Annotated in this window: 18 protein-coding genes; 7 read left to right on the plus strand and 11 right to left on the minus strand. The window is 56.9% G+C overall.

Going from position 1 to position 19520, the window contains the following annotated elements; translation table 11 throughout:
* Positions 1-232: 232 nt before the first annotated feature.
* On the minus strand, positions 233-661 hold the full coding sequence (locus VMJ32_16615; GenBank protein ID HTQ40647.1) for an NUDIX domain-containing protein: 429 nt from the start codon (positions 659-661) through the stop codon (positions 233-235).
* A gap of 45 nt (positions 662-706) precedes the next feature.
* Positions 707-1525 carry an enoyl-ACP reductase gene (locus VMJ32_16620; GenBank protein ID HTQ40648.1) on the minus strand — a complete coding sequence of 273 codons (819 nt, stop codon included), beginning with the start codon at positions 1523-1525 and terminating at the stop codon, positions 707-709.
* A 212-nt stretch (positions 1526-1737) separates the two neighbouring features.
* Here VMJ32_16620 and VMJ32_16625 point away from each other — a divergent pair, with 212 nt between their 5' ends.
* Together VMJ32_16625 and VMJ32_16630 are read left to right on the plus strand one after the other, a co-directional pair.
* Positions 1738-3684 (plus strand): sigma-54-dependent Fis family transcriptional regulator, encoded by a 1947-nt coding sequence (locus VMJ32_16625; protein HTQ40649.1) that lies wholly within the window; start codon positions 1738-1740, stop codon positions 3682-3684.
* Between the two features lie 3 nt (positions 3685-3687).
* On the plus strand, positions 3688-4029 hold the full coding sequence (locus tag VMJ32_16630) for a histidine triad nucleotide-binding protein (protein HTQ40650.1): 342 nt from the start codon (positions 3688-3690) through the stop codon (positions 4027-4029).
* Positions 4030-4210: 181 nt separating this feature from the next.
* On the opposite strand, the gene VMJ32_16635 is transcribed toward VMJ32_16630, so the two are convergent.
* The 7 genes from VMJ32_16635 to VMJ32_16665 all read right to left on the minus strand — a co-directional run bounded on the left by VMJ32_16635 (position 4211) and on the right by VMJ32_16665 (position 11607).
* The gene (locus tag VMJ32_16635; protein ID HTQ40651.1) at positions 4211-4576 is read right to left on the minus strand and encodes a hypothetical protein; all 366 of its coding nucleotides are present in this window, start codon (positions 4574-4576) and stop codon (positions 4211-4213) included.
* 137 nt (positions 4577-4713) lie between these two features.
* A complete protein-coding gene (locus tag VMJ32_16640) occupies positions 4714-5688 on the minus strand; it encodes a rhamnogalacturonan acetylesterase (GenBank protein ID HTQ40652.1) in 975 nt (324 codons plus the stop codon).
* 136 nt (positions 5689-5824) lie between these two features.
* Positions 5825-6958, minus strand: coding sequence for a DNA-processing protein DprA (dprA, locus tag VMJ32_16645; protein HTQ40653.1), 1134 nt, complete (start codon positions 6956-6958; stop codon positions 5825-5827).
* A 106-nt stretch (positions 6959-7064) separates the two neighbouring features.
* A complete protein-coding gene (locus VMJ32_16650) occupies positions 7065-7760 on the minus strand; it encodes a response regulator (protein ID HTQ40654.1) in 696 nt (231 codons plus the stop codon).
* Positions 7741-9972, minus strand: coding sequence for a PAS domain-containing protein (locus VMJ32_16655; protein ID HTQ40655.1), 2232 nt, complete (start codon positions 9970-9972; stop codon positions 7741-7743). Before VMJ32_16655 ends, VMJ32_16650 begins: the two co-directional genes overlap by 20 nt.
* Positions 9973-10232: 260 nt before the next feature.
* Entirely contained in the window at positions 10233-11324 is a 1092-nt protein-coding gene (aroB, locus tag VMJ32_16660; GenBank protein ID HTQ40656.1) for a 3-dehydroquinate synthase, read from the minus strand.
* A gap of 55 nt (positions 11325-11379) precedes the next feature.
* Positions 11380-11607 (minus strand): hypothetical protein, encoded by a 228-nt coding sequence (locus VMJ32_16665; protein HTQ40657.1) that lies wholly within the window; start codon positions 11605-11607, stop codon positions 11380-11382.
* A gap of 183 nt (positions 11608-11790) precedes the next feature.
* Here VMJ32_16665 and VMJ32_16670 point away from each other — a divergent pair, with 183 nt between their 5' ends.
* Both VMJ32_16670 and VMJ32_16675 read left to right on the plus strand, forming a co-directional pair.
* Positions 11791-12357 (plus strand): hypothetical protein, encoded by a 567-nt coding sequence (locus tag VMJ32_16670; protein HTQ40658.1) that lies wholly within the window; start codon positions 11791-11793, stop codon positions 12355-12357.
* 131 nt (positions 12358-12488) lie between these two features.
* Positions 12489-13313, plus strand: coding sequence for an AAA family ATPase (locus VMJ32_16675; protein ID HTQ40659.1), 825 nt, complete (start codon positions 12489-12491; stop codon positions 13311-13313).
* Positions 13314-13362: 49 nt separating this feature from the next.
* On the opposite strand, the gene VMJ32_16680 is transcribed toward VMJ32_16675, so the two are convergent.
* Complete coding sequence (locus tag VMJ32_16680) at positions 13363-13926, minus strand: tetratricopeptide repeat protein (GenBank protein HTQ40660.1); 564 nt, start codon at positions 13924-13926, stop codon at positions 13363-13365.
* A 707-nt stretch (positions 13927-14633) separates the two neighbouring features.
* Here VMJ32_16680 and VMJ32_16685 point away from each other — a divergent pair.
* The 3 genes from VMJ32_16685 (at position 14634) to VMJ32_16695 (ending at position 18525) form a co-directional block, all read left to right on the plus strand.
* Positions 14634-14999, plus strand: coding sequence for a hypothetical protein (locus VMJ32_16685; GenBank protein ID HTQ40661.1), 366 nt, complete (start codon positions 14634-14636; stop codon positions 14997-14999).
* A gap of 366 nt (positions 15000-15365) precedes the next feature.
* Complete coding sequence (locus VMJ32_16690) at positions 15366-17789, plus strand: hypothetical protein (protein HTQ40662.1); 2424 nt, start codon at positions 15366-15368, stop codon at positions 17787-17789.
* A gap of 250 nt (positions 17790-18039) precedes the next feature.
* Positions 18040-18525 (plus strand): MarR family winged helix-turn-helix transcriptional regulator, encoded by a 486-nt coding sequence (locus tag VMJ32_16695; GenBank protein ID HTQ40663.1) that lies wholly within the window; start codon positions 18040-18042, stop codon positions 18523-18525.
* Positions 18526-18534: 9 nt separating this feature from the next.
* On the opposite strand, the gene VMJ32_16700 is transcribed toward VMJ32_16695, so the two are convergent.
* The gene (locus VMJ32_16700) at positions 18535-19518 is read right to left on the minus strand and encodes a hypothetical protein (protein HTQ40664.1); all 984 of its coding nucleotides are present in this window, start codon (positions 19516-19518) and stop codon (positions 18535-18537) included.
* Positions 19519-19520: the final 2 nt, after the last annotated feature.

Here is a 19520-nt window from a genome sequence, read left to right on the forward strand (position 1 = left end):
ATGCACAATCTCGTTCACAACACGCTGCAAGGTATTGCCTTGCACGAATACTGCGGAACTTGTTTAACCTGCAATCTATCAACGTCACAGTTTTCTATTTTGTAAAGGTTGCAAAGTTTACCCGCCCGAGCGCCAAAACTCCTAGAGCGATTTCCTGGCAGGAATTTGGCAAATAATAGCGACTTGACGCTGATGCGTTGAAAATCGGACGTCGGCCGGCCCAGCAGAGCGGTTACGTCTCCGTCCGCACGACTTTTGCTTCGCGCAGCAAGATCTCTGTCAAGGGAGCATTTGCAGCGGGAAATTCGAGAGTGGCAAGTTTCTCTGCCGGCGTCCAGTGAAATGGCGCATTTGGACTCACACGATTACCGCCGGCATCGACCGGGCGGCAGCGAAAAAAATGAACTTCCAACAAGCCGTGATCATAACGATAAAGCGTGGATAGATATTTTCCCAAAACTTGTACGGCGATTCCACTTTCTTCCTGGCATTCTCGCACGGCAGCGGCTTCCGGCGCTTCGGTCGCCTCGACTTTTCCTCCTGGAAACTCTGCTAACCCTGCCAGCGGCGCGCCCAGTGGCCGCCGGCCCACTAAAAACTGCCCTTGATGCTCCACAACAGCAATCGCCACGACAGTCGGTTTTTCTGTAATCGCTGGCATGATGAATGTCGGCTGCAATCGTCTTCTTGACTAATTAACCGCGGGTTACTTTTTGAATTTTTCCAGTAGTCGCCCAGGCGAACCCATGATGTTATAGCCCGCGTCGACATGGAGAATTTCGCCGGTAATGCCTTCCGAAGCCGGCGACAGCAAAAATGCACCGCTGCGGCCCACTTCTTCGTGCGTGATGTTGCGGCCCATGGGAGCCATCATTTGATAAAGCTCTTCCATTCCATCCGATCCGACGGCGCGCGCCGCCAAGGTGCGTAGCGGGCCGGCGCTGATGGCGTTTACTCGCACGCCAGCCGGGCCCAAATCGAAAGCGGCATATTTTACGCATGCGTCTAGCGCGGCTTTGCAGATGCCCATCACGTTGTAACCGGGGACTACCTTTTCGCCGCCGAAGTAAGTCAGCGCCAAAACAGCACAACCGGCATTCATGATCGGTTTGGCGGCGCTACACAACGCCAGTAAACTGTACGCGCTGATATCCATCGCCAGTTTGAAACCCTCGCGGCTGGTCTCGATGGTCGGACGTGCCAAATCGTCGGTATTGGCAAAGGCGATGGAGTGCAACAGAAAGTCGATTTTGCCGAATTCGCTGGCGGCCTTGTCCATGAACAACTTAATATCGGCGTCTTTGCTGACATCCAGTGGCGCCAAAAACTTTGCCCCTGGCTGCGTGTCGGTCAGCTGCGACACACGGCGGCGGTTTCGCTGTCGTTCGTCATCGGGCCGGTCGGGCAAATGGGAAAAACCGCACAAACCGCCCTCGGCCAGAATCTGCTTGGCGATGGCCCAAGCAATGGAGTGTTCGTTGGCCACGCCCAATATCAGGCCTTTTCTTCCATCAAACATCCCCATGATTACCTCCTATCCGATTGTGTGTATCTCTATCTGGCCGTTGAAGATAATGCTTGGATCGCCATCGATCAATGCCCTGGTATCGATAGGTCCATTGTCACCACAATGATACCGATTGTACGATTGTGTATCAGATTTGCCACGATCCAGCGTCAATGTGTCGCGTATTAAATTGAAGCGAGCAAAAACAAGCGCAATCGACTTTAGCCACCATGAATTCGATCTCCTCGGAATCCCGGCACCGGGCCGAAAATACAACGCCAGTTGCAACCGAGCTTCTTTTGCGCGCCGAGCAACCGGCCAGTGCGACCGATTACTTGAACGAAACGCTTCCTCTGTTGCTACCCGCCCTGTCGGCTGATTTAGTCGCTGTAACGTGCGCCGGGTGGGGAAACCAGTGCGTGGCCCAGGCTGGCTTGCAGCAAGCGTGGCCCACGGATTTGGTTGCTGAGTGCTTGGATCGTGAATCGCCTCAAGTCGCCGGACCTTGGCTGGCCGCGCCGTTATCGGCCCGTGAGCATTCTGGCGAAGTGTTGCTGCTGCATCGCAGCGGCATGAACCGAAATTCGGCCATCGCGGCCGACCGGGCGCCGTCGCTGCCGCCAGGTTTGGAATCGATTGCGGCGGCGCTGGGCGCCGGATTGAGAATGGTTCGGGCACGCGGCAAGCTACGCCAGCGCGCTACCCAAGCCGAAACCATTCTTTCCATCGTGCAACAATGGGGCCGCCCACAAGAAATGGAAACGCTATTGAATCAGATGGCCGAGGCATCTACCCAGCTGCTCGAAGCAGACCGGGCCAGCATTTTTCTGTGGGATCGGGCAAATCACTTGCTCGTGGGACGGCCCGCGCTAGGCGTGGCAAGCGGCGAATTGCGTGTGCCCGACGATGCTGGCGTTGTGGGTGAAGTTTTGCGTACTGAGCAACCGCAGCGGATTTCGCACCGTGAAACGCGTGACCTCGTGAATCGGCGCGTTGACACACAATTGGGTTACCAAACTCGCACTTTGGTTGCTGTACCGCTTCGCTCCCCGGCGGGCGAGTTGTTGGGAGTATTTGAGGTCATCAACAAGCGGGCCGGCGATTTTACCGGGGACGATGAAGCTGCGCTGGTGGAATTAGCCTCGCATGCCGCGGTGGCGCTTGAAAACGTTCAAGATCGTCAGCGATTGCTGGAATCGCATCGGCAGATGGTCAACCAAGCGGCGGAAGACGTGCGACTGTTGGGCAACAGCCCGGCCATCGAGGCTTTGCGCTCGACCATCCGCCGCGTGGCCGATACCGATTTGGCTGTCCTGGTGTTGGGTGAAAACGGCACAGGGAAGGAAGTCGTCAGCCAGTTGATTCATTATCGCAGTCCGCGGCGCGACCGGCCGTTTGTCGCCGTCAACTGCGCGGCCATTGCCGAAACGCTGCTGGAAAGCGAACTGTTCGGACACGAAAAAGGCGCTTTTACCGACGCCCACGAATCGCGCCCGGGCAAATTCGAATTGGCTGCCGGCGGCACGCTGCTGCTGGATGAAATCGGCGACTTGAGTCCCGGCGGGCAATCAAAACTGCTACGTGTGCTGGAGGAAAAAGTGGTCGTTCGGGTGGGCGGGTCGAAGCCCATTCCGGTCGACGTGCGAGTGCTGGCGGCCACCAATCAAAGCCTGACCGACATGGTGCGCGCCCGGAAATTCCGCCAAGATTTGTTCTTTCGGTTGAACGTAGTCGTGTTGGAATTGCCGCCGCTTCGCGATCGAGGAGATGATATTCTGCTGTTGGCCGAACACTTTTTATCGGATTTTTGCCGCCGGGCGCGCCGCAAATCGCCCAAGTTTTCCGCTGAATCCCGAAAGCGGCTGCTCCAACATCCCTGGCCGGGCAACGTGCGCGAATTGCGGAATTTGATGGAGCGATTGGCGTTTCTCGTCGTCGGCGACGTAATCGAACCAGGCGATTTGGCCTTCATTTTGTCTCCCTCGCCGGAAACGTCCAATTTGCTGATGGTTGACCAGCCCTTGTCGAGCGCGACGGACCGCTTTCAAATCGAGTATATTCACAAAGCCATCGGCCGCACCGGCGGCAACATGAGCGACGCTGCCGACTTGCTCGGTCTGCATCGCTCCAACCTGTACCGCAAAATGAAACAGTTGGGAATGGAAAGCGGAGGCTGAATCATGCCCAAGACGATTTTCAAGCGGATCATCGACCGCGAGATTCCCGCCAACATTGTGTACGAGGACAACCTGTGCCTGGCATTCCGCGATGTTTCGCCGCAGGCGCCGACCCACGTGCTGGTGATCCCTAAACAAGAAATAGTCAATCTGGACGCGCTGACTGCCGCCGATGTGCCGCTGCTGGCTCATCTGTGGTCGATCATTCCCAAGCTGGCCAAACAACTGGGTCTGAAGGATGGTTACCGCGTGGTGGTGAACAACGGTCCCCACGGGGGCCAGACCGTCGATCATTTGCACTTTCATATTCTTGGCGGCCGGCCCATGCAGTGGCCGCCGGGGTAGGGCGACAGGCAAGGTCTTTTGTAGAGTGGCCGGCGCCTGCGAGTTTTGCGTGGCGGCTTTCGCGCCAAATATTATAAAAGTCCGCCGCGCTAGACGTGTTTTCCGAGCAGACGGCGTGAGTAAAGGCTTCGTGGATCCCCTGCTGCATCACTTGGGGATGGACTTGTTCGTCTATCCACTTTTATCCCAAGGGCAATGAAATGGATTCAACTGCGTCTTCGAAGTGAATTTCTTGCGAATTGGCGATCAACGTGACCTGACCACCGCCAATAACGACTCCCGCGACGGATACATGGTAAATCCAGCCGTCGGTGCCCGTCTTGTCGATATGCAAATCAAGCGTCGAACTTTCTTGGGGAGCAATGGCTACGAAAAAAGGACCGACGGTTGTATCGTTGTCCCATTTATTACCGCCACCAACGGAAACAGGCGCCCCGACCGCGCTATCGCTTCCCCGCGCAACGATAGAAATGCTGACGATATCTTGGTCGTCCTTATCGTCACGGGTGGTATGAAAGGTGACATTTACCCCTGTAATTTGTGCCATTTTTTGTTACCCCTTTTTGCTTGCACTGTTTTAACAATTCATTCGCCACTTCACGCGGTACTTTATTATCGCGTGTGACAGCACGTTGTCACCCCGAACCAAGTTTCAGCAGATTTCTGAATCTTTCTGAGAATCAATTAGCCATCGGTCGGGTCTGTGGCTGGTTTCGTGGGATGGGGGTCGGCGGAAAGAAATTTGTTGAGCGGGAAGTCAGGCTGAGCTTTGATGCCTTCGATGACGGACTGGGCATTGAGCAGGGCGCCGTGCCAGGCGGTGTGGGTGTGCTCTTTGGGAAAGAACGGCTTGACGGCGTCTTGGCCGAGCATGTCGTAATGATCGGCGATGATGCTGTTCAAATCGATGAACAACGCCCCTTCCTGCTGGGCCACGCCTGCGGCCCAACCAGCGTAGGTGTCTTTGGCGCGGCGGACTTTGCCGTCGGTCCATTCATTGCGGGGAATGAGGGAACAGACAATCGGTGTGGCCCCTTTGGCCTTGATGTCGGCAATGTACTTGCGCAGATACCAGCCGTAGGTATGGACGGTTTCGGGCGATCCGTTGATGTTGGCATCGGCGGGGGCGTCTTTGGTTTCGTCGCCTGTGCCGCGGAGCGAACCACGACCGTTGGGACCGCCGCCATCGTTATGACCGAATTGCATCATGACGAAATCGCCGGGCTTGAGGAGGGCAACGACGCGGTCCCAGTGTCCGGCGGTGAGATAGGTGCGGCTGCTGGTGCCGCCGAGGGCCTGGTTTTCGACATTGATTTTTGCTGGATCGAAATAAGCGGCCAGTGGATGGCCCCATCCCCAAAGGCCATCGGAGCCTGTGTCGCGGCCGTTTTTGACGGTGGAATCGCCGATTAGAAACAAGGTGGGCAACGACGGGTTGTAATGCGGATGGAGCACGCCGGTGCGGGGAGCGACGACCGACTTGGTTTGATTGTCGGGAGCTTTGGGTTGCGGGGCGGCGCTGGCCGGCGGTGCGGCGTTGGATGGGGGCGTGGTATTGGCCGTGGGCGTTGAATCATTCTGCGCTTTCGCGAGTGCGACAGTGAACAGCACCGAGGCTACGACCAACGGTTTCCAGCAACGAGTGAATGATTTGAGCATGGAACTCTCCCCTTAAAACATTGAATGAATTCAACCGCTCTTGAACCCCTCACCCCGGCCCACTCCCACAAGGGGAGAGGGAGAAAATGGGCGTGGCACCGGCGATCACGGGACAAGAGGGATTTTTGTTGGATTGTTAAAGTCGCAGTACCGAATTTGCACTCAACCGGCGGACCAGACGGCGCATTTCCAACACGCTTAATGTGGACAGCACCTGGGAAGCGGCCAGGCCGCTGGCGGCGATCACGGAATCGACGGTGGTGGAATCTTCGGGCACGGCGGCCAAAACCTGGCGTTCCAAATCGTTCAGCGCCAGTTCGGCCGGGTGATGGATTTCGCGGCCATCGCTTCGGGCCGGAATCGCTTCGACCAGCGGACCGAGTTCTTCCAGCACGTCGTCGACGGTTTCGACCAGCTTGGCGCCATCGCGAATGAGGCGATGGCAACCGTGGGACATCCGGCTGGTGATGGGGCCTGGGACGGCGAAGACGTCGCGGCCCTGTTCCATTGCATGCCGCGCGGTGATGAGCGCGCCGGAGCGGAGTGAGGCTTCCACCACGAGCACGCCAAGCGAGAGGCCGCTGATGATGCGATTGCGCTGCGGAAACATGCCGCGGAGGGGCTCGAAGCGAGGGGGAGATTCGCTAAGGACGGCGCCGTGGGCGGCAATTTCTTCCGCCAATTGCTGATTTTCCGGCGGATAAACGTTCAATACGCCGCTGGCCAGGACGGCAATGGTGCGGCCGCCGGCAGTAAGTGCGCCACGATGCGCCGCCGCGTCGATGCCCCGGGCAAGGCCGCTGACAATGGTAAAGCCTGCCCGCGCCAGACCGCTTGCCAAGCGCTCGGTTTGCGTGATTCCGTAATGCGTGGCGTGGCGGGAACCGACGATGGCAATGGCCAATGCATCGGCAGGCAACAGTTGCCCGCGCACAAATAACACGCCGGGCGGGTCGGGCAAATCGCGTAACAGCCGCGGATAAACATCGTCCAGCTCGGTGATGATTTGAACTTGCCCGCGGCGGCAGATTTCGATTTCGGCATCCACGTCGATTTGCTCTTGCGCCGAGCAAATGGCGCGGCAGAGCTTTGGTCCCACGCGGTTGACGGCGCGTAAATCGGCTGGGGCGGCGGCCAGCACAGCTTGAGGCGTGCCAAATTTTTCCAGCAGGCTGCGACGCATGAGCGGTCCGACGCCCGGCACCAGGGCCAAACGTAGCGAAGCGATGAGGGCATCGGAGAGCGTGGAGGAATCGCAATCGCGCGGCATGGGGAAGTTGTGCCGAACTGGTTTGCGGGGGCGGAGGACAAGATTCAGCCCTGCGAGGAGCCAACAGTCATTTTAGCGAGCCGTTGAGCAATCGCCAGCCCCGTCGCTACCGGGGGGAATGAGGCAGTTCGGCCGGGACATCGGGGGCATCGGCACTTATCCGCTGCGGGGCGCTAGAGGAGTGAATAGATTCGCGAGAGATGACCACCATCCGCACCAACTCAGCCAACGAGGAGGCCTGCATCTTTTGCAGAATCATGGCCCGCCGCAGCTCCACGGTGCGTAAGCCGAGATCTAAGTCTCGGGCGATGGTTTTGTTCGGGCGGCCTTCAATCAGTTTTTCCAGCACGCGGTGCTCGTCGGAGGTGAGGGTTGTCAAGCGGCGGCGGACTTCGCCGCGCAGCAAGCGTTGGCCGCGCCCGGCGGCTTCGGTTTCCAAGGCCTGCGAGATCGACTCCCACAGTTTTTGATCGCTGCAGGGCTTTTCCAAGAATGTGGTGGCGCCGTTGCGCATGGCGCGCACCGCCGTGGGAATATCGCCGTAACCGGTGATGACGATCAGGGGAAGATCGGTCCCTTCCTGGATCAGCCGTTCCTGCAAGTCCAAGCCCGACATGCCTGTCATGCGGACGTCGACCACGATACAACCCGTTTGGCAGCGATCGAAGCGTGCCAAAAAGTCTTCGGCAGATGCGAAGGTTTCGGCCTGCAAGCCATGAGATTGAATCAAGGCGGCCATGGATTCGCGGGCGGCGGGATCGTCGTCGATGATAAAGACGGGATCAAGGGTGGCTGTAGGCATGATGTGGTTCCTCCTTGAATATCGGCAGCGTAAAATAAAAGGTAGTGCCCTCGGCGGAGTTGGATTCGACCCAGAGCCGGCCCTGGTGAGATTGCACGATGGACTGACAGACCGCCAAGCCTAGGCCCATGCCTTCCGACTTGGTGGAGAAGAAGGGCTCGAACAATTTGGCGACGCGGTCGGCGCCGATGCCGCAGCCGTTATCGTGGACGGCGACTTGCACAGCGTCGTCGACAATTTCGGTGCGTACCAACACGGTTCGGTCGGATATTGAATTTTTTCCCAGCGCTTCGACGGCATTGCGGAGCAAATTGATGAGCACCTGCTGGATTTGGATGGCATCGGCCAGAATCAGCGGGAGATTTTCGGCCAATTCGCAACGTACCAGCAATTGGTGTACGCGGACATCAAAATTGAATAAGAGCAGGCAGTCTCGGACCAATTCGTTGATATTGACGGTCGAGCGCAAGTGAGTCTTGCGGCCGAAGCGCCCGGCTCGGCGAATGATTTCGGCCGCGCGGTTGGCCTGCTGGGAAATTTGCTTGAGCCAATTGAACAAATTGGGGCGTTGCACGAGGGGAGATTTCGCCAACTCGTTAATGCCGGCCTGGGCGAAATTGGCAATGGCATGCAACGGTTGATTGATTTCGTGCGAGATTTCCGAGACCAATCCGCCGATGGTGCAAAGCCGTGTTATGTGAGCCAACTCGGTCATGTTCTGCTGAGCTTGTTCCTGCGAGCGAACGCGATCAGTAACGTCGCGGCAGATGGCCAGAGTGGATTCGACGGAACCGTCTGGGGCGAATTCCGGGAGAAAACGGCTTTCGAAATGCCGCAGGCCCTGGCGGCCGTCATAAGCAAATTCAATGGTCTGCCTGTCGCCGGTATCAAAGACCGCTTGCATGGTTTTGTGCCACAAGCACACCAGATTGTCGGGCATGCCTAAGTCGGCGTTGGATTTTCCTAAAAATTGCTCGGCGGGAATGCCGGTGACGCTTTCAACTGTTCGATTGATGAAGATGTGCCGATACTGGCGATCGAACCTGGCGACGATATCGGGCAAATTATCGGCCAGCGCGCGGAACTCGCGCTCGCTGCGGCGGACGGCGTCTTCTGCACAGCGTTTCTCGGTAATATCCCAAAAAATTCCCTGCGTGCCGATGACGCGACCTTCGGCATCGACGACAGAGGTTTTGACGGTGCGGACCGTGCGGAGGGAGCCATCCGGGGCACGCAGGTCTTCTACGGTTTCCAACGGCGTCCCGGTTTGTACAACACGCTGATCATCGGCGCGATACTTCGAGGCCAACTGCGGGGGGCAATGCTCGAAGTCGGTCATACCCAACACTTGCTCCACCGATTTGCCGATGGCTTCGCAGAAGCGCGTGTTGGCGTACGTGAATCGTCCTTGCAAATCCTTGCGAAACACACACTGCGGGATATTTTCCACGAGCGAACGGTAAAGGGCTTCGGAATCGCGCAACTGCTCTTCGAGCAGGGTTCGTTCGGTGATCAATTCGGCCAAGATGACGACGCCGCCGATTTGCCCATTGGATTTAAACCACGGATGAACCACGGACCTGGAGTAATCTGTGCGACCGTTGAATTCGCAAAAAAATTCATCGTTGCGCCGGACAACTTCGCCCTGCAGCGCGCGGCGGTGGTCATCCTTCCAACGCTGTGGAAAGTTTGGCAGATCCTCGTAGTGATGCCGCCCGATAATATTTTCCGGCGGAATATGAAGATCGGTCACCCAGCGACGGCTGTGAGCCAGATAACGCATTTCTTGATCGAACATCGCCACAGCCGCCGGAACTTGCTCGACAAAATGTCGCAATTGTTCTTCGCTTCCACGCAACACACGATAGGTTTCGTTAAGCTGTTTGCCATGTCGGCGGCTGGATAACGCCAAGCCGGTTATGACGGCGCCGCAGCAGGCTAAAATGACCTCGTTGGCGATGCGAATCCAAAGCTGATTATTTGCCAGCAACTGACTTTCATATTCGACGTCGTAAACCGCCATTACGGCGCAGAACACGAAGTACAGCCAAGTCGCAAGCGGAGGCAAGGACCAGGCCGCCAGGATAATCAGCGGGATATACAGCACCTGGACCACCAACACGGGAACGGCGAGGTCGAGTGCGAAGACCAGCATGGCAGCGGCAACGAGCGCGGAAACTCGCCAACCGGAAAGTGGTGATGTTTTGCCCACGATCTTTCCCTCAGAACCCCCTGATGCTTGTCCCCGCAACGGAAAACCGCAACCAATTTCCAAACAAGCCGAAGCGACCTCCCCGCCCAGTGTAAAACACACGAGTGGATTGCACGAGCAGGTCAAGCCAGATGGGGGGAGTCTACTCAATCGTCTGGCTACTGTCGTTGCGGTTATCCGCAAACTCTGCCCGATGATTTACAAATTTCCACAATCTTCCACCTGTAATGTGGAAATTTGCCCGGTCGAATTTTGCCGGCTTAGCTGTCGCAGATGAGCTTCACTTCTGCCGGATCAATACCGCTAACCACCTCGACGTGTCCCAGGCGCGTGGGCAACACGAATTGCAACTTCCCTTGGCTGGTTTTTTTATCGTGCCGCATTGCCGTGAGCAGGCGGTCGGCATCCGCCTTGGGCGCCGTAACCGGCAAGCGCAACGCTAGGAGTAGGTTTTGTTGCCGCTGGACAAATTCGTCGTTCACACGCTTCAGCCGTTGGGCCAGCCGGGCGGCGCACATCATGCCGATCGAAACCGCTTCGCCATGCAGCAACTGTCCGTACCCTGTCACCGCTTCCAAGGCGTGGGCGAAGGTATGTCCGTAGTTGAGCATGGCGCGGCGGCCGGTTTCTTCGCGCTCGTCGGCTTCCACGACGTCGGCCTTCAATCGGCAGCAGCGAGCAATGATATCTGGCAACACGCCGCCTTGCCGCAAAACCAATGCGGGGGCATCCCGTTCTAGGCGGCCAAAGAATTCGGCATCCATAATCACGCCGTATTTGACGACTTCGGCGAGGCCGGAAAGGTATTCTCGTTCCGGCAGCGTGTGCAAGGTGTCAGTGTCGACGAATACGGCGGCCGGTTGCCAAAACGCCCCGACCATATTTTTGGCTTGCGGCAGGTTGACGCCGACTTTGCCTCCCACCGAACTGTCTACCTGCGCCAACAGCGTGGTGGGTACTTGCACGTATGCAATTCCTCGGCCGTAGCAAGCTGCTACAAAGCCTGCCAAATCGCCCACGACACCTCCCCCAAGCGCCACAATGAGCGATTGCCGATCGGCACCTAGTTCAAGCAACTTATTCCAAAGCCGTTCGGCTTCCGCAAGGCATTTGGTTTGCTCGCCAGCGGGCACACCGACGACATCAACTTTCGCGCCAGTCGCCGCTAAACCATGGGCCACGGGCGCGGTGTGAAGCGGTTCCACTTTGGAATCGGTAATGATGATCGCATGGCCGACCGGCCCGCGCTGACCCAAAAACTTCCCAACGGATGCCAAGATTCGCTGCCCGATGCGAATCTCGTAACCGCGCTGTTGCAAGTTGACGTGAACGGAGACGAAAGATTCAGCCACAGAAGCACGTTCAAAAAGAAATGGGGCATCCTTGGTACCGCAACGCTTTTCCGAGCTACCGCGCAGCCAAACGTTCTAAGTCGGTTTCAGTGACTGTAATTTTGCGACAAAAGCCGGTATGCTGACGCAGGTACGACACGTCGGCACAGTTTTTGGGGTCGGCGTGCAGAGCGGATTCCACACGTGCCCGATCGGCGGGTTCCCAATCTTCATAAGCGTCGGGCCAAATCGTAGCCTGTTCGACCACCAGGGCTTCACGATACGGATCAAATTCGTTGGGCATGGCAACGGCGTGAGGTGCGGGTATCAAACGGAGAAATGTCAGAACATCTAACAAAGTGATTCTTACCCCTTGCCTCGGCCCTCTCCCACAAGGGGAGACGGCGTATTTTTGTTAGATGCCCTAAATATCGCTCTCAGTATACTGACCGGCCAATTCATCGCCAAGGTTCCAGCTTGACGACCCATGTCGAAAATCCGCGGTAAAATAATTATTTTATTGATGTTCGCCGCCGCGGCGAGCATTGCTGGTTTTTCCATCTGGTATAACCAGCGGCAATCGTACCGCGTGATTGCGGCATTGTCGCCGCGGGTGACGCAATTAATTGCTTATGCTCCCCAAGCTGAAATCATGCGGCTTTTGCCCACCAGGGGCGGTGGAGCCGGCGGTTCGACAAGCGATCCGCCCGAAAATTCGGAAATCGTCAACATACAAAATCACACTTATCGAATCAGCACGCAAAAAAATGCTCTTGCCTTGGAGCATTTTACGGACGTCCGCCATTGGCTGTTGCACAACGACAATTACGATTGGAACCCCTCGCCGGACAACAACGTCGGCGGTTGGCAATACCTGGTCGAATTTACCGACGGCGCCAATCAAGCGCGGTTGGCGTTCGACTTGCATCATCAATGCTTGATGCTGCTGCCCGACGGCGCCCCGCTCTGCGTAGTTCCCATGCAAGAGGGACTGCAAGCATTTTTTGATACCCAATTTTTGCCGGTGGAAAATGCCGCCCCCAATACAGATTGATTTCAATCTGCGGTCGATCGGTCTAGGCTCAACCACATCCGTCCGTTTATAATCGCTCCCCGCGCGCCGCCTGTGAATCATAGTTTGGCGGCTTGGAAAGGGGTTCGGCTGCTGGGAAACGGAGTTTCACGATGCGATCGCTGGCGGTGTTGAATCAAAAAGGCGGAGTCGGCAAAACCACCACGGCCGTCAATTTAAGCGCTGCCTTGGCGGCGGCCGGCCACCGAGTGTGCTTGATCGATCTTGATCCGCAAGCGCATGCCACATTGCATTTGGGTCTCACTCCGGGCGAACAGGGCCACTCGATTTACGAAGTGCTTTTGGGCGATACCGCTTTGATTGCAGCACAGCGACAAGTGGTGGAAAACCTGTGGCTGGTCGGTTCGCATATCGATTTAGCGGCCGCGGAGGTCGAATTGGCCGGCGTGGTGGGCCGCGAATCGATCCTACGCGATAAACTTGCCGGCATCAATCATTTGGATACGCCTTTCGATTTTCTTCTCATCGATTGTCCACCATCGCTGGGCGTACTGTCGCTCAATGCTCTCGCCGCCGTCGACGAAGTGTTACTGCCACTGCAGCCGCATTTCCTGGCCCTGCACGGCCTGAGCAAATTGCTGCAAACCATTGACGTGGTTTCGCGCCGGCTGAATCCGGGGTTGAAACTATCCGGCGTGGTGCTTTGCCAGTACGAATCGGCCACGCGGCTGGCCAGCGAAGTGGGCCAGAACGTGATCGACTATTTCGACAGCCAGCGCGATCTACCCACGCCCTGGTCGGCAGCTCAGATTTTTCGAACGCGCATTCGCCGGAACATTCGCCTGGCGGAAGCACCCAGTTTCGGGCAATCGATTTTTCAATACGCGGCCGATTCGCACGGAGCGGAGGATTACCGCCAACTGGCCGAAGAGTTGCTGCGGATGTCTGTGAAAGCATTGCTCGTGAAATCCGCCTGAGCGCGTTGCCGCATAGACTTACTTATCGCACGACCCCCCTTCGTCCCCTTTACACCGAAATGCTGGTAACGGCTTGGAAATCGGGATCGGCGCGGAGTGGATCGAAATCGTGTTCGGTTTCGACCAGAGTGCGAAAGGTGCTATCCAAAGATAAAGCCTGCGACAGATACGCCAGCGACTGCCGCTTGTTGCGCGCCAAACTCCAATAGCAGGCTAAATTGTAGTTCACCACGGCGCTGCCCGGCTCGATGTCGAGCGCTTCTTCCAGCGCTTCGATGGCCAAATCCAAACGACCGGTGCGCTTGTAGCACCAACCCAAAGCCAGCCAGGTGTCGACGTTTTGTGGATCGCTTTCCGCTGCGGCAGAAAGAGGCGCCAGCGCATCTTTGAAGCGCTCCATCATGCGCAGCGCTTGGCCCTTGATCAATTGCACCTGCGGACTTTGCGCGGCCGATTCGCCCAAATGTTCCACGACTTCCAAGGAGCGCTGTGCCAGCCGATCGCGGACAAGTACGGGCAACTCCCATTGATCGGAAAACACCAAGGCCAGGTCGAGATAGCCCTCGGCCTCGCGCACCAATTGTTGTCGCTGTAGTCGATTGATGGAGGACATGGAACAGCACTTTCCCATCAACGTGAAACGCGTTGATGGACCTGAAACCCGGCGGCTGCAGCACCATGACAAGTGGTTTCAAATAGCCTCCCTGCGCGGGTGCGGAGACGTAACCTCAGTGTTGCGCCACGCAGTCGTCTAGTAACTTAATCTTACACGTAAGTGGCCCATTTCCCAAACGCATTGACGGTGCAACACACGTTTTTTTTGCTTTGCTCTGCCGGAATTAACAGCCAGCTAAACTCCAACGATCCGGAAACAAATGCCGGAGCGGAGATGATTCGTTCTTCGCGGCAGGCAATGGGCAATCGATTGCTAACATTGATGAAACTGAACGTAAATCGCGTCGTATCGGGCGGCGGCTTCCGCGCTAGCTTCCCAAGGCGGTTTCTATTTCGGGCGCGTGGCAGGAAATCAACACGGGGTTATTTCCGTCAACAACAATGATGCTCTCTGACTGCGCCGGTAGCGCCTGTACATCGTGTTGCCAATGACGGAAATCGAATCGCCGCAATCTCTTCGGTTCCAAATCTCTAGGACTTGCACAGTTTGGCTCGCTGCTTGCGATTACACCCAATCACCGCTGCATTGGATTCGGATTGCTAATAGCACATTCACGGCCAGTCATTTTAGTTCACGGCCATGGGGAGCGGCCAAGGCCGAGAACAGCGGTCGAAGCTGAAAACGTTCTCGGGAGTTTGTCAAGCATGCGCTGGATTGTCGGAATTATATTTCTGCTGAGCCTTGTCGCGGGGCTAGCCTGCCAGATCGATTTTTCGGGAAGCAGTACGGCCAATCCACCACCCCCTTCCGCTTGGCGACTTACTCCCAACGGTTGGCAAAAAATGGCTTCGCGCACGGTCCAGATTCCGGTCGAGCATGCTCAGGAAGACCCTTCGATTGGACTTCCGCATCCGATCGTGCTGGCGCTGTTCGTGTCGTTGCTGTCGTTGTTGGCTCTGGTGGCATTTAGCCCTTCGCGGCCGACTTCGAATCTCGGCCCCGAGCATGATAGCCCGTCCGAATTAGTCTACATCGAGCTACGCAGCCAAGCATGGCTTAACGGTTGCTAGCCGGAGAGTTTGGAACCGGCATCGTCTTCATCGGCCGCTGCGAGATTGCTCCAACTCGCGATAGATTTGCCGGTTAGGACAATTTCTCTCCACGCCGGCCATTTCTCGCTAACGCATATTTTCGGAAAAATTGTGCGTTTATGTACGCCTGTGCTGTGTCGCTGACACTATTACTCTTAGCGGGCGTAATTCAACGGCTTGGCGTCCGTTATCGGGCGAGCCAAGCTTCTGCTGAGCATTATGTGCCGGCATTTGGCTCGGCAGCAGCCTCATCCTCCCAAGTTTTGAAACAGCCTTTTTAAAAGTCAGATGTCGGTAGGCTCACCCGCTGGAAGCCGTTTTTCACATTTTTCTTGGAGTTCGATCATGCGTTTAACGTTGCGAACCATGCTGGCATACCTCGACGGTATTCTGGAACCGGCCGACCGAGATGAGATTGCCCGGAAAATTGACGAAAGCGAATTTGCCCGCCAACTGGTGCAACGCCTCCGCGATTGCGCGGGCAATCCCCAACTAGCAGCTCCCAAAGTTTCCGCCAAAAACACAGGCTTGGATCCCAACCTCGTTGCCGAGTACTTGGATAACACCCTGGCAGGCGAGCGCGTGCCGGAATTCGAAAAAGCATGCTTGGAATCCGACATCTATCTGGCCGAAGTGGCAGCTTGCCATCAAATTCTTACGATGGTTTTGGCCCAGCCTGCGGATATTGATCTGGAAATGAAGCAACTGATGTACGGGGTGATTCATCAAGCAGCGCAACAGGCGTCAAAGTCGAGTGTAGCGGACCGAGCGGCGGACGAACGCGGCCCAGCGCTACCTGATGATATCTGGGTGAAGCCGCAGCGGCGCAAACCGGAAATTCCTGATTATCTGCGCGAAGGACCCAAGCGCTTCAGGTGGAAGCCGGTGGTAGCCGCCGCACTGTTGTTGTTAATTCTGGTGGTTGCCATCACCATGGTTTTGGGACCGTTGGACCGCACTCATCCGATCGCGCGCTTATTAGGTTTCGGTCCAGCGGCGGAAAACCAGGCGAATCCAGCCGAGGCGGGGAATGAGCACGGCAGCAATACCGAGACTCCAAATACGACGGATCACGCATCGACTTCTGGCACATCGAAGTCGGAACCACGCGATCAGGGCAGCACTACCAAACCTCCAGATGCCCCTTCTACCAATCCGACACCTCTCGCTGGAAGCGCCAATGCGTCCGACAACTCCGGGACCGAAAAAACTGCGTCCGACTCTTCGCAGACTGATACCAAAACCGCAGCGCAACCCTCCAATCCGGCAAGTGACACAACACCCGCAGCCACGGTCACGGCAAACACCGCAGCGTCTGCTGCCGGCACAGTGACACCGCCGGCTGCCGCTGCAAATCCTCTTCCTTCTGCCGGGCTGCCTTCTACGGTACTTCCTTCTACGGGGCCATCTACCACGGCAAATCCGCTCGCGCCGGAACCGGACGCGTCAACAGTCGGTTCAAACCTTAAACCTCCGCCCACCCCAGAACCACCCGCCGGCAACGCTGTTGTTCCACCACAATCTGCGGTTGCCGGACACGAAGCGCCTGGCAATGCCCAGGAGACGACGACGCACGGTCTCATGTTGCCGCCACAAACCCGCGATGCCACCGTGCCCGTCGACAACACGCCGTTGGGTCGGTTTCTGCCGAGCAAGGACGTGGTCCTGTTGAAGTTTGATGCCGCTGCAAATCAATGGTCCCGGGTCCCCTCAGGGGCCTCGGTCACCGCCGGCGAGCAATTGCTGGTATTGCCCACATATCGTCCGACTATCACCCTTTCTACTGGGATTACACTCGAGATTCCCGATGAAACTTTATTACAACTGCAACCGGCCAATACCCAAGGCGTGCCTACGGTGAAATTGGTTTATGGACGGCTAGTCGCGATCACCGCAGGCAAACCTGGACCCCAGCTAAGTTTGGATGCCGGTGGAATGAAAGGGGTGATCTCCTTTGTCGATGCCGAGGCCATGTTGGGAGTGGAGGTGCGTCGATATTACTCCGCCGGATCAAATCCGGAAGTTGAAGAACCGCATGTGGCCGCCGATTTATATGCTGCCCGCGGTCATTTGGAATGGACGGCCGCCGATGGCACTGTTACCGCTCTGGAAGCGCCCCAGCGATGGGTGTTGTCGGCCGATCCGACAGAGGCCGCTGCTGGACCCACGGCCGCGCCAAACATGCCGAAATGGATCGAACCCGAACAGCTCCGGTCGTTCGATGAACAGGCATCGGAATACTTGACGCAGTCGCTATCGGACGATAAACCGCTGCTCGTGGCCTTGGGGGAAATGGTCGAACATCGCAAGGCCGAATACAAGTCGTTGGCCGCACAGTCCCTAGCATTGCTCGACGAGTTTGAACCGCTGGTGGCGACATTCAACGATTCCGAGCAACGCCCGATGTGGAGTGTCGACATAGCCAGTGTTAAGGCGGCGATAGCGCGTGGACCGACCACGGCCATTAAAGTACATGAGGCTTTTGTGAAACAGCGCGGCGATGATTTGGGCAAAGATCTTTACCGGATGTTCTTGGGATATACCAAGGAACAACTGCAAAATGGCGAGGCAGCCAAGTTGGTTGAATTTTTGGACCACGATAATCTCGATTGCCGGGTACTGGCGTTTGCCAACTTGCAGGAAATCACGAACAAAACGCTTCTGTACCGGCCCGATGCACCGGCGGCCAGCCGAGCCCAAGCCTTACGCCGATGGCAAGAAGAACTTCACAACGGCGCCATTGTTCCTCGCGACAATCCGCAGAAATAAAAAGGGCGCCGCATAATTTGAAAAAAATGCAGGGCGGCTGTTCCCACCCGCTGGGCTTTTTTCTCCGGGAAAACGACGGAGGATAAGCGTCGCTCCATCACTCGCAGTTCAAATTAGGCGACGATCAATAAAAACGTCGCCCACCGTTTTTGTGTCCCCCTCAGTCGCTGGGGCAGCGACCATCCTTCCCCCCCTCCGTGGAGCATCCGGATTGAAATCGTGCGGTGCCTCAATTAAATTAGCCCCTCATATGTCACCAAAGCGTTCTCAGTCCCAAACACCTTCGGAGATCGATCGAGACAAATGTCTTGAAATTATCGGCACTTGCGCCTGTTTCAATTTTCGCAAGGCCTCGCGCAGCGTCACGCAATTATTCGACCAAATTCTGGCGCCCATCGGTTTACGATCGACGCAACTGACGATTTTGGTGGCCGCCCAAGTGCTGGGCCCATGCGGACTGGCTCGGCTGGCCCGCGAATTAGTGATGGATCGCTCCACCATCACCCGCAACATTCATCCGCTGGTTCTCCAAGGATTGCTGCAAGTAACCGGCAAAGGTGGACGTGGCGGCAAGACGGTGGAAATTACCGCAGCCGGACAGCAGGCGCTGGTCAGTGCCTTGCCCTATTGGAAAGAAGCCCAAGGGCAATTGCTGAACCGCATGGGACGAGAGCGATTGGACCGAGTCATGGTCGATTTAAGCAACGTGGTCGATGCCACCCGCGCCACAGGCTAATCCAAGCTTTCAACGTAACGGCACCGTTGCTCCGGGCGGGTAGATGCCCGCACTACCAGGAACCGTCACGGGCGTTACCGGCTGTATCCCGCCTGGAACGGCAAATTGCAAGTGCGGATCGGCCAAATCGACATTTGGAAAGCCCGGGTATTCCGGTTTGGTCCACAACGTTAAATTGTCGGGCGGAATGCCATTCACCACCCAGCCGGAAATATCTAAGTGAAACGACAACTGCGTGGTAGGCCATTGCACATCGATGGAATGGGGCAAATTCGCTCCTGATGCCGCATCGCGCTGAAACCCGCTGGCCCGTGCCACGGCCAGCAATTGTCCTTGCGGATTGTACACATCCTGTTCCACTATGGCGCCTTCCCATTGGTCGACGACGGTAATTTGTGTTACTTCGCCAGTCGGCATGGCGCGATGACTGCGGATTTCCACTCTGTCGCCATGCACTGGAAACGGTCCTTCCAGGGGCTGCGTGGTGTCAAACCGCGCCAGACCAGCAGCATCGATCAGCCATTCCGGTTCCACCGGCAGGATCTGTCGGGCATTGGACATGGCAAATTGATCGTGCCGGCACACAAAGGTTGCGGGCGGTTGATTCCGAGCCACCCACAGCCAAAACAGATCGTCATTGCTTCCTAAATCCAACTCCGCGCCAGTGAGCGACGAAGCGCGTAACCGCAATCGACGGGGGGGGGCGAGCGCCACAGTGGCCCTGAGCGAGGGTGCCCCGGGTAAGCTGAGCGTAGCCTGCGTAGATTGCAACGATTGCACTCGGTTCGCATTATCGTTCACCAGGGTAATGATTTGGTCGATCGTGGCGGTGGCCGGCAACATTCGGGGCTGGGTATACCCGCGCACCCATTGGTTGCAGCTGGCCCCGCCGGCGGCAAACAGCGTCATCAGCAGGCCCAGCGCCGTGAGTGCAAAGCTTGCCCTGATGGGGCGTCTTGGTTGTCGCGCTGCTGGTTGGATTTCGAAATTCATGC

This window comes from Pirellulales bacterium (genome assembly GCA_035499655.1).
Taxonomy (GTDB): domain Bacteria; phylum Planctomycetota; class Planctomycetia; order Pirellulales; family JADZDJ01; genus DATJYL01.

Bases quoted from the DNA above. Each gene is read 5' to 3' on its own strand.
- VMJ32_16615 (HTQ40647.1), bottom strand. From the start codon at position 661: ATGCCAGCGATTACAGAAAAACCGACTGTCGTGGCGATTGCTGTTGTG.
- VMJ32_16620 (HTQ40648.1), bottom strand. From the start codon at position 1,525: ATGGGGATGTTTGATGGAAGAAAAGGCCTGATATTGGGCGTGGCCAAC.
- VMJ32_16625 (HTQ40649.1), top strand. From the start codon at position 1,738: ATGAATTCGATCTCCTCGGAATCCCGGCACCGGGCCGAAAATACAACG.
- VMJ32_16630 (HTQ40650.1), top strand. From the start codon at position 3,688: ATGCCCAAGACGATTTTCAAGCGGATCATCGACCGCGAGATTCCCGCC.
- VMJ32_16635 (HTQ40651.1), bottom strand. From the start codon at position 4,576: ATGGCACAAATTACAGGGGTAAATGTCACCTTTCATACCACCCGTGAC.
- VMJ32_16640 (HTQ40652.1), bottom strand. From the start codon at position 5,688: ATGCTCAAATCATTCACTCGTTGCTGGAAACCGTTGGTCGTAGCCTCG.
- dprA (HTQ40653.1), bottom strand. From the start codon at position 6,958: ATGCCGCGCGATTGCGATTCCTCCACGCTCTCCGATGCCCTCATCGCT.
- VMJ32_16650 (HTQ40654.1), bottom strand. From the start codon at position 7,760: ATGCCTACAGCCACCCTTGATCCCGTCTTTATCATCGACGACGATCCC.
- VMJ32_16665 (HTQ40657.1), bottom strand. From the start codon at position 11,607: ATGCCCAACGAATTTGATCCGTATCGTGAAGCCCTGGTGGTCGAACAG.
- VMJ32_16670 (HTQ40658.1), top strand. From the start codon at position 11,791: ATGTCGAAAATCCGCGGTAAAATAATTATTTTATTGATGTTCGCCGCC.
- VMJ32_16675 (HTQ40659.1), top strand. From the start codon at position 12,489: ATGCGATCGCTGGCGGTGTTGAATCAAAAAGGCGGAGTCGGCAAAACC.
- VMJ32_16680 (HTQ40660.1), bottom strand. From the start codon at position 13,926: ATGTCCTCCATCAATCGACTACAGCGACAACAATTGGTGCGCGAGGCC.
- VMJ32_16685 (HTQ40661.1), top strand. From the start codon at position 14,634: ATGCGCTGGATTGTCGGAATTATATTTCTGCTGAGCCTTGTCGCGGGG.
- VMJ32_16690 (HTQ40662.1), top strand. From the start codon at position 15,366: ATGCGTTTAACGTTGCGAACCATGCTGGCATACCTCGACGGTATTCTG.
- VMJ32_16695 (HTQ40663.1), top strand. From the start codon at position 18,040: ATGTCACCAAAGCGTTCTCAGTCCCAAACACCTTCGGAGATCGATCGA.
- VMJ32_16700 (HTQ40664.1), bottom strand. From the start codon at position 19,518: ATGAATTTCGAAATCCAACCAGCAGCGCGACAACCAAGACGCCCCATC.